Source organism: Pseudomonas sp. Pse1 (assembly GCF_024519635.1).
In the GTDB taxonomy this organism is placed as follows: Bacteria; Pseudomonadota; Gammaproteobacteria; order Pseudomonadales; family Pseudomonadaceae; genus Aquipseudomonas.
Genome location: NZ_JALJRO010000012.1, coordinates 74,978 through 89,110 on the forward strand (window position 1 = coordinate 74,978; position 14,133 = coordinate 89,110).

A 14,133-nucleotide genomic window follows, 5' to 3' on the forward strand; every position below is an offset into this window, starting at 1 on the left:
CCGGAGCGCTCCTGCGGCGCTTTACATCGACACGAAGAAGAAGCTGGCGATCAGCGCCATGCCGACAAACCACACCAGCGACCGCAGGATCGCCCAGTCCGCCAGGTAGCAGATGATGTACAGCAGGCGACTGGTGATGAACAACACCGCCAGCACGTTGATCGTCACCAGTTCGGCGTTGCCGGCCAGATGGGCGACGATGACCGCTGCGGCAAAGGCCGGGGTGACTTCAAAACTGTTGAGCTGGGCCGCATAGGCGCGCCGGGCAAAACCGTCGAGGTTTTCGAGGAAATCCCGTGGGTCATGGTTATCGGCCAGGCGGAAGCGCCCGCCCAGCTTGGCGATATAGATGCACACGTATGGCAAGAAGATCGCGATCAAAATGCACCACAGGGCAACCGTCATTGCAGAGTCCTTGTTCAAAGTTATCGGGAGGCTCGTCTAGAGCTTCATAACCAGCATGCCAATCAGTACCAGCCCACAGGCTAAGAGCCGTGGCTTGCCAAAAGGTTCTTTGAGGTAGCGCATTCCGAACAGCACCACCAGGATCACGCTGATCTCGCGCAGCGCCGCCGCTTCGGCAATCGACCCCAATTGCATCGCCCACAGCACCAGAGCGTAGCTGAACAACACGCAGAACCCGACCGCCAGCCCCAGCCGCCATTGTTCACGCCAGAACAGCATGAACGCCGGGCGCTTGCGCACCAGCGCCAGCAATGGGAAGGGCCAGGCACTGAGCAGCGTGACCCAGACCAGGTAATCCAGCGGATGGGACCAGCGCCGGATCGCCTGGCCGTCGATGAAGGTGTAGCAACCGATGCACAGGCCGATCAGCGCCACCACCGGCAACATCGACCACGGCAGCCGCTCGCCGCCACCGCCCTGCCACAGCAGGCACAGCATGCCGAACGGGATCAGCAGGATGCCGAGGATCTGCTGGGTGGTTAGCACTTCACCGGCGAAAATCAAGGTCAGTGCCAGCACCACCAAGGGCGACAAGCCGCGCATCAAGGGGTAGACCAGGCCCAGGTCCCCCACCCGGTAGGCCTGGATCAACAGGTAGCGATAGAGCAACTCGAAGGCCGCCGACGCGAGGATCCACGGCCAGATCTCCAGCGGCGGCAGCGCCACGAATGGCAGCATCAAGGCGACAAACAGCAGCGCCACGCTGTCCATGCACGCCACCACCAGCAGACGCTCGGCGCTGAATTTGATCAGGGTATTCCAGGCCGCATGCAACAGCGCCGCGACCAAAACCAGAACCGTGGGTAACACAGCGCCTCCTTGCTCAAGAGAATTGATTCGTCATATGTCAGGAGCTGTTTATACTGCAAGCGAACACGCTGTACTCACTTGCGCACATACTTATTCCAATAAATCTCTGCTGCTGCCGACTTTGCCAAGACTCGGACACCGGCACGCGTTCGCCTGATCAAAGCGTCAAGACTACTGACAGAGACCTTGCGCATGCCACTCGCCTTGCTTGCATTGGCCGTTGCCGCTTTCGGCATTGGCACCACTGAATTCGTGATCATGGGCCTATTGCCCGACGTCGCCCGCGACCTGTCGGTGAGTATTCCGGATGCCGGTCTGCTGATCACCGGCTATGCCCTGGGCGTGGTATTCGGCGCGCCGATCCTCGCCGTGGGCACCGCCAACATGCCGCGCAAAGCCACCTTGCTGGGGATGACGCTGATGTTCATCCTCGGCAACATGCTTTGCGCCCTGGCGCCGAACTACGTCACTTTGATGGCCGCGCGTGTGGTTACAGCGCTGTGCCATGGGGCGTTTTTCGGCATTGGTTCGGTGGTGGCCGCCGGACTGGTGGCGCCGAACAAACGGGCCCAGGCAATTGCCATGATGTTCACCGGCCTGACCTTGGCCAACGTGCTCGGCGTGCCCCTGGGGACCGCGCTTGGGCAATATGCCGGCTGGCGTTCGACGTTCTGGGCCGTGTCGGTGATCGGCGTGCTGGCCGCCGTCGCCCAATGGCTGTGGCTGCCCCGGGACATCGCCATGGACAAGGCCAACCTGGCCAGTGAGTTCAAAGTGCTGGGCAAGGCCAACGTGTTGCTGGCACTGGGTATGAGTGTGCTGGCTTCGACCAGTCTGTTCAGCGTCTTCACCTACATCGCGCCGATCCTGCAGGACATCACCGGCGTCAGCCCCCACGGCGTGACGATCATGCTGCTGTTGTTCGGCGTCGGCTTGACCGCCGGCAGCATGCTCGGCGGGCGCCTGGCGGACAGCCGACTGCTGCCGTCACTGGTGGGCATGGCCCTGGCGGTGGTGTTGGTGCTGGCAGCCTTCAGCCAAACCAGTCATTCGGTGATTCCAGCGGCGATCACCCTGGTGCTGTGGGGGATTTTCGCCTTCGCCCTGTGCCCGATCCTGCAACTGCTGATCATCGACCAGGCCCATGAAGCGCCCAACCTCGGCTCGACCCTGAACCAGAGCGCGTTCAATTTGGGAAATGCAGCAGGCGCCTGGATCGGCGGCCTGGTGGTCGGCAGCGGCGCCGACCTGGCCGACCTGCCCTGGACCGGCGCGCTGGTCAGCGGCCTGACCGTGCTGACCGCGCTGTACTTCATCTACCGGCAACGGCGGGCGAGCGCCCCGTCACTTAAAGCGACTGCACAATGATCTGGCTTTTCAGGTCATTGGCCGCGGCCTCAGCCATGGCTTTCATCGATTTGAAGTCATCCGGGGTGCACACCGCGCCCGGCTGCTTGAAGTCGAAGCGGCGCTTGACCACCACCGCATTGCCCTCGCGGGCATAGGTCGAACTGTAGTCAAACCGCTCGTGGTTCAGTGTCACGTTCTTCGGTGCCGCGAGAATGCTGACATCTTGCGGGAACTCAAAACGCGCCTGCTCCTCGGTCACCCCGGAAATACAGGTGAACGCCTGAGTCCGTTCCGGCTCCATGAGCAGGCTGAAGACACTTTGCGCGATGCCACCGGCCAGGCTGCTCATGGTCAGCACGCCAATCGGACCCGGTAGATTGACCAGGTTCTCCACGCGCCCGGCCATGTTCATTTCATAACCCTGGCCGCTCCCCTCGAACTTCCCGGCATCAAACGTGCCGCTGCCGTTGAGCCCGTAGGACGCGAGGATCTGCTGGATCAACAGGTCGCGGTCGGCGGGTTTCATCGACTTGACCCCGTAGCGGTTCACTTCGGCGGCCCAGCCAATCACATTGGAGGTGTGGCTGAAGTCGGCAGCGCCTTTTGACGAAACCTTGAACAACATGCTGTTTTCCACCAGCCCCATTTGTGAGGTCGGCGTGTGCCCAACATCACCGGACTTGCTCAGCACCACCGGCTTGTCCAGCACTGGCACCGGCAGGTAACCGGCGGCAATGCCTTCGGCGGTGGAATCGAGATACAGGTTCAGGCTCGGCACATAGGTGATGGCGTGGTTGAGCAGCCCCAGCGTCGGCACCTTGGGCAACCCATAGGCATTGCCCAGGTTGACCAGGGCCGGTGAGCTCTCGATCCCCACGGCCGCCAGCATGGCTTCCAGCAGTGCAACGTGGTCCTTACAGTCGCCATAGCGGTTGGCCAGAATCGTGTCCACCGGATGGGGCACCACACCGCCTGGGCCGACGTAGACCGCAACATAGCGAATGTGCTTGCGCACCCAGTCGCTCAGCGCAATCGCCTTGGCCAGGGGCGTGTCGAGCCCGGCCGTGAGGCCGTTGGCGAGATCCTGGATCTGCGGGGTCAGGGTGCTGTGGGCCCGTGCATCGTAGGCCTTGGCGAACGCGGCGAAATCGCCGAATGTCGACACGGCCAGGTATTGGCCGTAGTCCAGGTAGGACACCGCCCCCTGCTCGATTCGCGCCTTTTGCGCTGGCACATAGTCCCAGCGATAAATTTTGCGCCCCGGCCCGGCGGCCGGCGTGCTCGCGGTAAAGCCCTTGGCATCGGCGTGCAGCGGCATGTCGGCCGGCAAGTCATAGATCAGGGTGAACTGCCGGGTCGGGAAAAACGCCGGGTAGGACAGGTCTTCAAAATGGCCAGGAAACAGCGCCGTGCTGCGCTTTTTCTTGAACTGAACCACCAGCCGGTCCCCCACGGCAACCTCAGGGAAGATCACTACTTTGAGCAGCGTGTCCTGGAACATCGGTGCATCCGCAGATGCTCGCTCCTGCTGCTCCTTGATCTGGTCGGCCTTGACCTGCACTTTGCGTCCGTCAGGCTTTTGCGTATACGCCTGGAGTACCTCCAGGGTTTCCAGGGTCCGGTTGTAACTCATCGAACGTTGCGCCCAGGCCTTGATCGCCCGCTCTTCGTTGATCAGGTGCACCGTTTCCAGGGTCGCCACAAAACTGCCGTCGGCATTGACCACATGGGTCTGGATTTCTTTCTCGATGGTGATCGAAAGGTCAGTGCCATCATCCTTGGCCTGGGCGGTGCCCAAAACCAGGACAGACACCAGCAGCGCACTCAGAAGGCGCGCAGGGGAGAAGCCTGAGAACTGCATAAAGATCCGTCTTTTTCATGAATAGGAAGCGTTCGCAATATACAGCAAGCACTGCCCCATCATTTCGACATCTTTGAATAACTGTTCAAATTCAGGCTCTTACCCACGCCGCAGAGTGAAACTGGGGCTCATTTTTCCGGAGTGCGCGGACCGGCCACAGGCCCTTCAGCGTTCTTCGGCGGTCCGCTTTCGCTGCGAATTTGTGCATGACTGAGCAGGGCAAAGATGAAGCTGCCACCAATGATGTTCCCCGCCAGCGTAGGACCTGCAAACACCAGCCAGAAGTCCGCCCACGACAATTGGCCCGCGAACACCAGATAGGAGACCTCAGCCGAACCGACCACGATGTGGGTGAAGTCCCCCAGTGCCATCAGATAAGTGATGAGGATGATGATCCACATCTTGGCGCTTTCCATGGAAGGGATCATCCAGACCATCGTGGCGATCATCCAGCCCGAGACGATGCCCTTGGCGAACATCTTGCTGGCGTCGTTCTCCATGACCTTGCGCCCGATATCGAGAAAGGCCAGGTCGGTCCGGGTGTCGAAAATCGGCAGGTGCAACATCACGTAGGCCACCAGCAAGGTCCCACACAGATTGCCAAACAAGACCACCGTCCACAGCCGCAACAGCCGGCCGAAATTGTTCAACGTGGGTTTGGTCATGACCGGCAGCACGGCGGTCAGGGTGTTTTCCGTGAACAACTGCTGGCGGGCGAGGATCACCGCCAGGAACCCGGCGCAGTAGCCAAAACTGGCGATCACTTTGAAGGCTTCGCCCTCCGGCAGTCGCGAGTTCAGCAGCCCCATGGCCATCAGCGACAGGCCCATGGTCAAGCCGGCGGCCAAGGCAGACCACCAGAGCGCGGCGACACTGCGCTCCAGCTCCTGGTCCCCTTGGGTGCGGATGATTTCATGCAGCACCGCCGCGCGCGGTGGCTGGTTTTTGTCGACGTCGTGCAGTTCCTGCGCCGAAAGGTTCGGGGTCTTGCCGTCTTTTTCAGTGTTCATGGAGTCCGCAACCTGTGGCGTGTCGTTTAAGTACGACACGCGCGGTGCGGCATACGTTCTGTGGTTTATTCGACGCCGGCGCCATCCTGGAACTGGTCCTTGACGTATTTGATCTCGGTCCGCCCGTGCGCGGCCGGCAGGCCGTCCTCGCCGAGGTTCACAAAGACCATCTTCTCCACCGTGAGGATGCTCTTGCGAGTGATCTTGTTGCGCACTTCGCAGGTGAGGGTGATCGAGGTACGACCGAATTCGGTGGCGGTGATGCCCAGTTCGATGATGTCGCCCTGGCGCGAGGCGCTGACAAAGTTGATCTCGGAAATGTACTTGGTGACCACGCGCTGGTTACCCAACTGGACGATGGCGTAGATCGCCGCTTCTTCGTCGATCCAGCGCAACAGGCTGCCGCCGAACAGCGTGCCGTTGGGGTTGAGGTCTTCAGGTTTTACCCATTTGCGGGTGTGGAAATTCATATTCGCTCCTGAGGGTCTTGCCGATGGATATCGCCCATCATGGCAGAGCCCGGCGCACAGCTCTACGCCGCATCGACTATGGTCTCGATCAAGATAATCAACCAGCCGACAGAAACCCTTTGGCAGATCCGCCCGGCCCGCTATAATCGCCTCCGTTTCAAAACGGTCATCTTCGACAGTTACCGTTTTCCCGCCACCTGTCCGAGGGGCGCTGCAGCAGGCTAGACCTGTCAGGCTCGGATGGGGCGTTGCCTGGCCTGATTGGGCCGGACACTAAACGCACAACGGCGCCCATTCGCATACATTACGAATGGAGGCTCTTCATGAGCGCTGTCAACACGCCTGCAGATTTCACCGACTACAAAGTCGCCGACATGTCCCTGGCTGCCTGGGGCCGTCGCGAAACCATCATCGCCGAGTCGGAAATGCCGGCCCTGATGGGTCTGCGTCGCAAGTACTCCGAAGAGCAACCGCTCAAGGGTGCGAAGATCCTCGGCTGCATCCACATGACCATTCAGACTGCCGTGCTGATCGAAACCCTGGTTGCCCTGGGTGCCGAAGTACGCTGGTCGTCCTGCAACATTTTCTCGACTCAAGACCAGGCTGCTGCGTCCATCGCCGCTGCTGGCATCCCAGTGTTTGCCTGGAAAGGTGAAACCGAGCAGGAGTACGAGTGGTGCCTGGAGCAAACCATCCTCAAAGATGGCGCGCCTTGGGATGCCAACATGATCCTCGACGACGGCGGCGACCTGACCGAGCTGCTGCACAAGAAATACCCGCAGGTACTGGATCGCGTCCACGGCGTGACCGAAGAAACCACCACCGGCGTACACCGCCTGCTGGACATGCTGGCCAAGGGCGAGCTGAAGATCCCGGCGATCAACGTCAACGACTCGGTAACCAAGTCCAAGAACGACAACAAGTACGGCTGCCGTCACAGCCTGAACGATGCGATCAAGCGTGGTACCGACCACCTGCTGTCCGGCAAGCAAGCACTGGTCATCGGCTACGGTGACGTGGGCAAGGGTTCGGCCCAGTCCCTGCGTCAGGAAGGCATGATCGTTAAAGTGTCCGAAGTTGACCCAATCTGCGCCATGCAAGCCTGCATGGACGGTTTCGAACTGGTTTCGCCATTCATCGACGGCATCAACACCGGCACCGAAGCCAGCATCGACAAAGCCCTGCTGGGCAAGATCGACCTGATCGTGACCACCACCGGTAACGTCAACGTCTGCGACGCCAACATGCTCAAGGCCCTGAAAAAGCGCGCCGTGGTCTGCAACATCGGTCACTTCGACAACGAAATCGACACCGCTTTCATGCGCAAGAACTGGGCATGGGAAGAAGTGAAGCCACAGGTACACAAGATCCACCGTACCGGCGCTGGCGATTTCGACCCGCAGAACGATGACTACCTGATCCTGCTGGCCGAAGGCCGACTGGTGAACCTGGGCAACGCCACCGGTCACCCAAGCCGCATCATGGACGGTTCGTTCGCCAACCAGGTGCTGGCGCAGATCTTCCTGTTCGAACAGAAGTACGCCGACCTGTCGCCAGCCCAGAAAGCCGAGCGCCTGACCGTTGAAGTACTGCCAAAGAAACTCGACGAAGAAGTGGCCCTGGAAATGGTCCGCGGTTTCGGCGGCGTCGTGACTCAACTGACCAAGACCCAGGCCGACTACATCGGCGTGACCGTCGAAGGTCCGTTCAAGCCGCACGCTTACCGCTACTGATGCTTGGCTGACAACACGGTGTGCCCGGCGCACCGTGTTGTCTGGTTCGCTGGCAAGCCAGCTCCTACAGGTTCCACGTCACATTGGTAGGAGCTGGCTTGCCAGCGAAGGCGTTGTGACGGACACACCGTTTGGCTTTCGAGTTTCCAAGGATATGACCATGTCCCAAGATCGTCGCTACAGCTTCGAGTTCTTCCCTACCAAGACCGACGCTGGGCATGAAAAGCTGCTCGCCACTGCTCGTCAGCTGGCTACCTACAACCCTGACTTCTTCTCCTGCACCTACGGCGCAGGCGGCTCGACCCGGGATCGCACGATCAACACCGTGTTGCAGCTGGAAAGTGAAGTGAAGGTGCCCGCCGCCCCGCACCTGTCGTGCGTCGGCGACAGCAAGGCCGACCTTCGCGGTCTGCTGAGTCAATACAAGGCCGCCGGGATTACCCGTATCGTTGCCCTGCGCGGTGACCTGCCTTCGGGCATGGGCATGGCCAGCGGTGAACTGCGCCACGCCAATGACCTGGTTGAATTCATCCGTGAAGAAACCGGCGATCATTTCCACATCGAAGTTGCCGCCTACCCGGAAATGCACCCGCAAGCGCGCAATTTCGAGGACGATCTCAACAACTTCGTGCGCAAGGCCAACGCCGGCGCCGACAGTGCGATCACCCAGTATTTCTTCAACGCCGACAGCTATTTCTACTTCGTCGAGCGTGTGCGGGCACTGGGCGTAAACATCCCGATCGTGCCGGGCATCATGCCGATTACCAACTACAGCAAGCTGGCGCGCTTCTCTGATGCCTGCGGTGCGGAAATCCCGCGCTGGATCCGCAAGCAACTGGAAGCCTATGGCGACGACACCTCGAGCATTCAGGGTTTCGGCGAGCAGGTGATCACAGAGATGTGTGAACGTTTGTTGCAAGGCGGTGCACCAGGGCTGCATTTCTATACCCTGAACCAGGCTGAACCAAGCCTCGCTGTCTGGAACAACCTGAAACTACCGCGCTGACGGTAGTGTCAGAACAAAGGCCCTGGTGATCCCAGGGCCTTTTTTTTGCCAATCAACCGGAAAACCGCCGTAGATGTCGATTACACGCCAAGCACCGACTCCCCAACTGATTTATCTGGTCTATGGAGCGTGCACCTACCACCAGGAAGCTATCTTCAGCATCGCCAGCGCCCTCGCCGGTTTGCGCAAGACGCCGGGGCAAGCGCTCGACATACAGGTCTTTACCGATAAGCCCGAACACTACCGCGACTTGCCGGTACGCGTTCGTGAGTTCGATGAAAGTACCCGGCAACGCTGGATCGCGCCGCACGGCTACCACTTCCGCGCCAAACACGCAGTCATGCAGCAGGTCATGAAAGAGTCCGAGCTCGCGCTGCTGATCGACACCGACACCTTTTTCCACAGCTCGCCCCTGGAACTGTTCCGCCGCATCGAGCCGGGCACTCTGTTGTGCAACACCCTGGGCACGACCTACGGCGCCAACAAGCAGACCCTGCTCTACCGGACGCTGGCTGAGGTCCTGCAACAGCGGCAATTGGCCGATGACCAAACGCCGATGCTCAATTCCGGGGTGATTGGCCTGTACCAGCAGGACGCGGACATCCTCGACCGTTCACTGGCACTGATGGACGAGCTGTATCCCCTGGCCCAAGGCGCCTACACTCTGGAAGAATTCTGCCTGTCTCTGGCGTCTTATCGCACGCTCCAGGTCCGCCAATGCCCGGACCTGATCCATCACTACTGGAGCCGCAAAGAACTGTTTCGCGCCAAGATCAACGCCTGGCTGGAGAAGCACCGGGCCGATCCAACCAGCCCCCTGGCTCAGGATGAAACCGCCCTCGTCACCGCGACCCTGCCACGACCGCCGACCCTGCAACGCATGGCCTACAAAATCGTGACCCTGGCCCTGCCTCGCGAACAACGCCAGTTCATGCGCGAAATCCTCTACGGTTGCTACCGCCATCCCAATCCGTTCGATCAGGCATGCACGCCCGTCTGGTGGGAAAAGGCCCATGCCAATGTGGAAAAACGCCTGAAACGGCCACTCAAAGGCGATCAACTCGAGCGCTGGTTCAACCATCCGATCAATCGACTGGTGCTTGGCAAGCGGCGAAGAGCCATCTACCTACACCTGATGCAGGCAAACGGCGACTAAGCCTCGGGCTAGACGGCCTCTAGCTATTACCCTGCCACTCGTCGTAATCTCCGGTAATGCCCGTCATTGCCCAATTCCTGACAGCCGTGCTTCTTGTCTGCCTGAGCTTCACTGCTCGGGCGGAAAAACTGCGGATTGTCACCGAGCCCTGGGCGCCTTACGTGTACGAGGAGAATGGGCAGGCGCGCGGGCTGGACTACGAAGCCACGGCCATTGTCTTTCAGCGCCTGGGAATAGAAGTGCAATGGCAATTCCTGCCTTGGAAACGTTGCCTGGCCATGCTCGACCAAGGGCTGGCCGACGGCGTGCTGGACATTTTCCACAGCGACGAGCGCGACGCCACCCTGCTCTATCCCAGCGAACCCCTGTCACAGGTCGAGTTCGTGATGTTCTACGCCAACGCCCGCCCCCACCCATTCAAGACCCTCGAAGACCTGCGCGGCCTGACCATCGGCACTTCGCCCGGCTACCTGTACAGTGAGGATTTTCGCCAATCCACACTGTTCACCCGCGAGCCAGCCCCCACCCATGAAGCCAATTTCGGCAAGCTGGCGCTGGGGCGCATTGATCTGCTGATCACTGACCGCCGGGTCGGTCAGACCCTGCTCGACAGTTTGAAACTGCGTGGGCAGATCAGTGAAAGTCCGACGGTCATCAGTCAGCAAAGCCAGTTTCTCGCCGTGCGGCGCAATGCTGGCATGGACTTGCTGGTGCAACGTTTCGGCGCCGAACTCAAGCGTTTCAAGCGTGAGCCGGCGTATGCCGAGCTCAGCGCGCGGTATGGGGCGGCACCTGTTCGGAACATCACACTCGCCACCCCTACCGTGAGCGAAGATAAAACCGTTGAGCAGCAGGAACGCAGCGCACAGTGATTGCTCTGTTATACTCCGGCCTTCCCGCCAGGCTTACGCCCGGACGCTCGGTACCGCACACCGCCCCTCGAGATCGCTACAGCGCAGCTTTTCAGCCCGCGCGAGCACTCGAAGATGAGCCAGCGGCACCCAGCAGGACCGGACGCGATTGCGCTTCTCTTTAATGCCATTCGCGCCAGGCAAGACTATCCCATTGGGCCAAGCCCTAACTAAAAACAGGATTACTCATGTCCTTTGCTTCCCTCGGTCTCTCCGAGGCTTTAGTCGGTGCCATCGAAGCCGCCGGCTACACCCAGCCTACTCCGGTGCAACAGCGGGCCATCCCCGCCGTGTTGCAAGGTCGCGACTTGATGGTTGCGGCACAGACAGGCACTGGCAAAACCGGCGGCTTCGCCCTGCCGATCCTCGAACGCCTGTTCCCCAACGGTCACCCGGACAAGTCCCAACGTCACGGTCCACGCCAGCCGCGTGTACTGGTCCTGACCCCGACCCGCGAACTGGCCGCTCAGGTGCATGACAGCTTCAAGCTGTACGCCCGCGACCTGAAGTTCGTCAGTGCCTGCATTTTCGGCGGCGTTGGCATGAACCCGCAGGTTCAGGCCATGGCCCGCGGTGTCGACGTACTGGTTGCCTGCCCGGGTCGCTTGCTCGACCTGGCCGGCCAAGGCAGCGTCGACCTGTCCCACGTGGAAATCCTCGTGCTCGACGAAGCGGACCGCATGCTCGACATGGGTTTTGTCCATGACGTGAAAAAGGTCCTCGCCCGTCTGCCGGCCAAGCGCCAGAACCTGCTGTTCTCGGCGACGTTCTCCAAGGACATCACCGACCTGGCCGGCAAGCTGCTGCACAACCCGGAACGCATCGAAGTCACGCCGCCGAACACCACGGTCGAGCGCATCGAGCAACGCGTGTTCCGCCTGCCGGCGAGCCACAAGCGTTCGCTGCTGGCGCACCTGATCACCGCGGGCGCCTGGGAACAGGTGCTGGTGTTCACCCGCACCAAGCACGGCGCCAACCGCCTGGCCGAGTACCTCGACAAGCACGGCCTGAGCGCTGTGGCGATCCACGGCAACAAGAGCCAGAACGCCCGCACCAAAGCCCTGGCCGACTTCAAGGCCGGTAGCGTGCGGATCCTCGTGGCTACCGACATCGCGGCGCGCGGCCTGGACATTGACCAGTTGCCACACGTGGTCAACTTCGAGTTGCCGAACGTCGACGAAGACTACGTACACCGCATCGGCCGTACCGGTCGTGCTGGTCGTTCGGGCGAGGCGATCTCGCTGGTCGCGCCTGACGAAGAAAAACTGCTGAAGAGCATCGAGCGCATGACCAAGCAGAAGATCGCCGATGGCGATCTGATGGGTTTTGATGCCAGCAGCGTTGAAGCCGAGAAGCCGGAAGTTCGCGAGCGTCCGGATGTGCGCAACCCGCGCAATGCCCGTGGCCCACGTGGTGACGGTCCGAACGGCGGTGGCGGTGGCGGTGGCGGCGGCCGCAAGGACAAAGGCAAGGACAAGGGCAAGGAAAAACCGGCTGCCGGCCGTGGCGAGCGCCAGGCGCAAAAGCCTCGTGAAGGCACCCCGGCCCGCGAACAACAGCGCCCTGCTCCACGCGCTGCAGCGCCTGACCGCGCTCCAGACGAATTCCTCGACGACGATGTCGATAACTTCGGTAACCGCGTCGATTACGTGCCCCAGCAGAAACCGGCCCAGGGCCGTGGCCGTCGTCCAGGCGCTCCGGCACAAGGCGCTGGCGCTGGCGCGGGTGGCGGTGCACGTACCGGTCAGTCGCAAGGTCGCCAGAGCAATCCACGCAACAGCAGCGGCGGCGCCTCCACCGGCACCCCGGCGGCCAAGCGCAACGGCCCACGCAGCGGCGCAGCGCGCGATGGCCAGGGCGGTCGTCGCGAAGACTCGCGCAACCGTCGTCCAGCCCGTGACGATCAATCGCGCCAGGAACCGGCCGTGCAAAACCCGCGCGGCGGCCCGGCACCGAAGATCATCCACAAGGAGTCGAAGTCTGACCGCTTCCCGACACCTGAGCAGCTCGATCAACTGCCAAGCCGTCCACGTGGCGAAAAACCAGCGCTGCTGACCCGCAACCGCTGATTTTCAACGCGCCATAAAAAATGCCCCGCATCCAAGGATGTGGGGCATTTTTGTTTGCGTGGCGAAAATTACTTCGCTTTCACGCCTTCAAACGAAACGTACAACTCGACTGCGTCGGACGCTGGGCCCAGGTCTTTCTGCTTGCCGAAGTCGGAACGCTTGATGCTGGTAGTGCCTTCGAAGCCGGCACGGTAGCCGCCCCATGGATCCTTGCCTTCGCCGAGGAAAGTGGCCTTGACCACGACCGGCTTGGTCACGCCTGCGATGGTCAGGTCGCCGGTCACGTCAGCGGTTTTTTCGCCAGTGGATTTGACGCTGGTGGAAACAAAGGTCGCCTTGCCGAACTTGCTCGCATTCAGGAAGTCAGCGCTGGCGATGTGCTTGTCACGCTCGGCGTGGTTGGTGAAGACGCTGGCGGTGTTCACGTTGAACTCGATCTTGCTGTCTTCCGGCTTGGCAGCGTCGAAGCTGAACTTGCCGTCGATATCCTTGAAGGTACCGGTGATGTAGCTGTAGCCCAGGTGGCTGATTTTGAAGTCGACGAAGGCGTGCTGGCCTTCTTTGTCGACCACATAGTCAGCCGCCATCACGTTCGCCGACAACAGCGCCGAACCGATTGCCAGAGCGGCGAGAGTTTTTTTCAACATGCTTTCTATTCCTTGGAGTCGAGGTTGAATTTCAGGCTTTGCGACCCAGCATTCGCGTCAGGGTCACATCACGGTCGATAAAGTGGTGCTTCAACGCTGCCAATGCATGGAGGCCGGAGAAAATCACCAGCGCCCAAGCCAGATAAAGGTGTATGACACCTGCCACATCTGCCTGGTCCGGTAGCCCGGAAATCAGAGCAGGTACTTCGAACAAGCCAAACACCGGAATCCCGACACCGTCTGCGGTGGAAATCAGGTAACCGGCAATCATTACAGCGAACAAACCGATATAGAGAAAACCGTGACCCAGCTTGGCGCCGATGCGCGTCAAGCGGTCGTAACTGGTCAGCGTCGGCGGCGGTGGGCTGATAAAACGCCAGACCACCCGCAACAGCATTACCGCGAACAACACCAAACCGATGCTTTTATGCAGGTCCGGCGCATCTTTGCGCCAGGTGCTGTAGTAATCCAGCCCGACCATCCACAAGCCCAAGGCGAAAAGACCGACCACTGCCAGCGCGACGCCCCAATGCATGAAAATACTGACCCAGCCGTAGCGAGATGTAGAGTTACGTAGCTGCATTGCCCAAATCCTGTAAGAACTGAGATCAAGATTATCGAGTTATCTATCGAATTAAAGCGGAA

The 14,133-nt window shown here is 60.6% G+C and carries 13 protein-coding genes and 1 riboswitch; of the genes, 6 read left to right on the plus strand and 7 right to left on the minus strand.

Annotated features, from left to right (window positions below; all coding sequences use genetic code 11):
* Positions 1-21: 21 nt before the first annotated feature.
* Together NR126_RS18285 and NR126_RS18290 are read right to left on the minus strand one after the other, a co-directional pair.
* Positions 22-405 carry an MAPEG family protein gene (locus NR126_RS18285; protein ID WP_027617044.1) on the minus strand — a complete coding sequence of 128 codons (384 nt, stop codon included), beginning with the start codon at positions 403-405 and terminating at the stop codon, positions 22-24.
* A 36-nt stretch (positions 406-441) separates the two neighbouring features.
* Positions 442-1,275: an EamA family transporter gene (locus NR126_RS18290; protein WP_027617043.1), complete on the minus strand. Its 834-nt coding sequence runs from the start codon at positions 1,273-1,275 to the stop codon at positions 442-444.
* 192 nt (positions 1,276-1,467) lie between these two features.
* Between NR126_RS18290 and NR126_RS18295 the strand changes: the two genes are divergently transcribed.
* Positions 1,468-2,643, plus strand: a complete 1,176-nt coding sequence (locus NR126_RS18295; RefSeq protein WP_027617042.1) for an MFS transporter — start codon at positions 1,468-1,470, stop codon at positions 2,641-2,643.
* On the opposite strand, the gene NR126_RS18300 is transcribed toward NR126_RS18295, so the two are convergent.
* The 3 genes from NR126_RS18300 to NR126_RS18310 form a co-directional block, all read right to left on the minus strand.
* Positions 2,624-4,486, minus strand: coding sequence for a DUF3857 and transglutaminase domain-containing protein (locus NR126_RS18300; protein ID WP_256830793.1), 1,863 nt, complete (start codon positions 4,484-4,486; stop codon positions 2,624-2,626). The two genes, NR126_RS18295 and NR126_RS18300, sit on opposite strands and share 20 nt — an antisense overlap.
* A 128-nt stretch (positions 4,487-4,614) precedes the next feature.
* Positions 4,615-5,496: a formate/nitrite transporter family protein gene (locus NR126_RS18305; RefSeq protein WP_256830795.1), complete on the minus strand. Its 882-nt coding sequence runs from the start codon at positions 5,494-5,496 to the stop codon at positions 4,615-4,617.
* Between the two features lie 65 nt (positions 5,497-5,561).
* Positions 5,562-5,966: an acyl-CoA thioesterase gene (locus NR126_RS18310; RefSeq protein ID WP_027617039.1), complete on the minus strand. Its 405-nt coding sequence runs from the start codon at positions 5,964-5,966 to the stop codon at positions 5,562-5,564.
* Positions 5,967-6,163: 197 nt separating this feature from the next.
* A riboswitch (S-adenosyl-L-homocysteine riboswitch) is annotated at positions 6,164-6,266 on the plus strand.
* Positions 6,267-6,289: 23 nt separating this feature from the next.
* On the opposite strand from NR126_RS18310, the gene ahcY reads away from it, so the two are divergent.
* From ahcY to NR126_RS18335, 5 genes are all read left to right on the plus strand, one after another.
* Positions 6,290-7,699 carry an adenosylhomocysteinase gene (gene ahcY, locus NR126_RS18315; protein ID WP_027617037.1) on the plus strand — a complete coding sequence of 470 codons (1,410 nt, stop codon included), beginning with the start codon at positions 6,290-6,292 and terminating at the stop codon, positions 7,697-7,699.
* Positions 7,700-7,859: 160 nt separating this feature from the next.
* Positions 7,860-8,705 carry a methylenetetrahydrofolate reductase [NAD(P)H] gene (gene metF / locus NR126_RS18320; RefSeq protein WP_027617036.1) on the plus strand — a complete coding sequence of 282 codons (846 nt, stop codon included), beginning with the start codon at positions 7,860-7,862 and terminating at the stop codon, positions 8,703-8,705.
* A gap of 73 nt (positions 8,706-8,778) precedes the next feature.
* Positions 8,779-9,861 carry a hypothetical protein gene (locus NR126_RS18325; protein ID WP_027617035.1) on the plus strand — a complete coding sequence of 361 codons (1,083 nt, stop codon included), beginning with the start codon at positions 8,779-8,781 and terminating at the stop codon, positions 9,859-9,861.
* A gap of 56 nt (positions 9,862-9,917) precedes the next feature.
* A complete protein-coding gene (locus tag NR126_RS18330) occupies positions 9,918-10,733 on the plus strand; it encodes an ABC transporter substrate-binding protein (protein WP_256830796.1) in 816 nt (271 codons plus the stop codon).
* 227 nt (positions 10,734-10,960) lie between these two features.
* Positions 10,961-12,841: a DEAD/DEAH box helicase gene (locus NR126_RS18335; RefSeq protein ID WP_256830797.1), complete on the plus strand. Its 1,881-nt coding sequence runs from the start codon at positions 10,961-10,963 to the stop codon at positions 12,839-12,841.
* A 68-nt stretch (positions 12,842-12,909) separates the two neighbouring features.
* Here the strand turns inward: NR126_RS18335 and NR126_RS18340 are convergent, their stop codons facing one another.
* Both NR126_RS18340 and NR126_RS18345 read right to left on the minus strand, forming a co-directional pair.
* A complete protein-coding gene (locus NR126_RS18340) occupies positions 12,910-13,488 on the minus strand; it encodes a YceI family protein (RefSeq protein WP_027617032.1) in 579 nt (192 codons plus the stop codon).
* A 31-nt stretch (positions 13,489-13,519) separates the two neighbouring features.
* Positions 13,520-14,071, minus strand: coding sequence for a cytochrome b (locus NR126_RS18345; RefSeq protein ID WP_027617031.1), 552 nt, complete (start codon positions 14,069-14,071; stop codon positions 13,520-13,522).
* Positions 14,072-14,133: the final 62 nt, after the last annotated feature.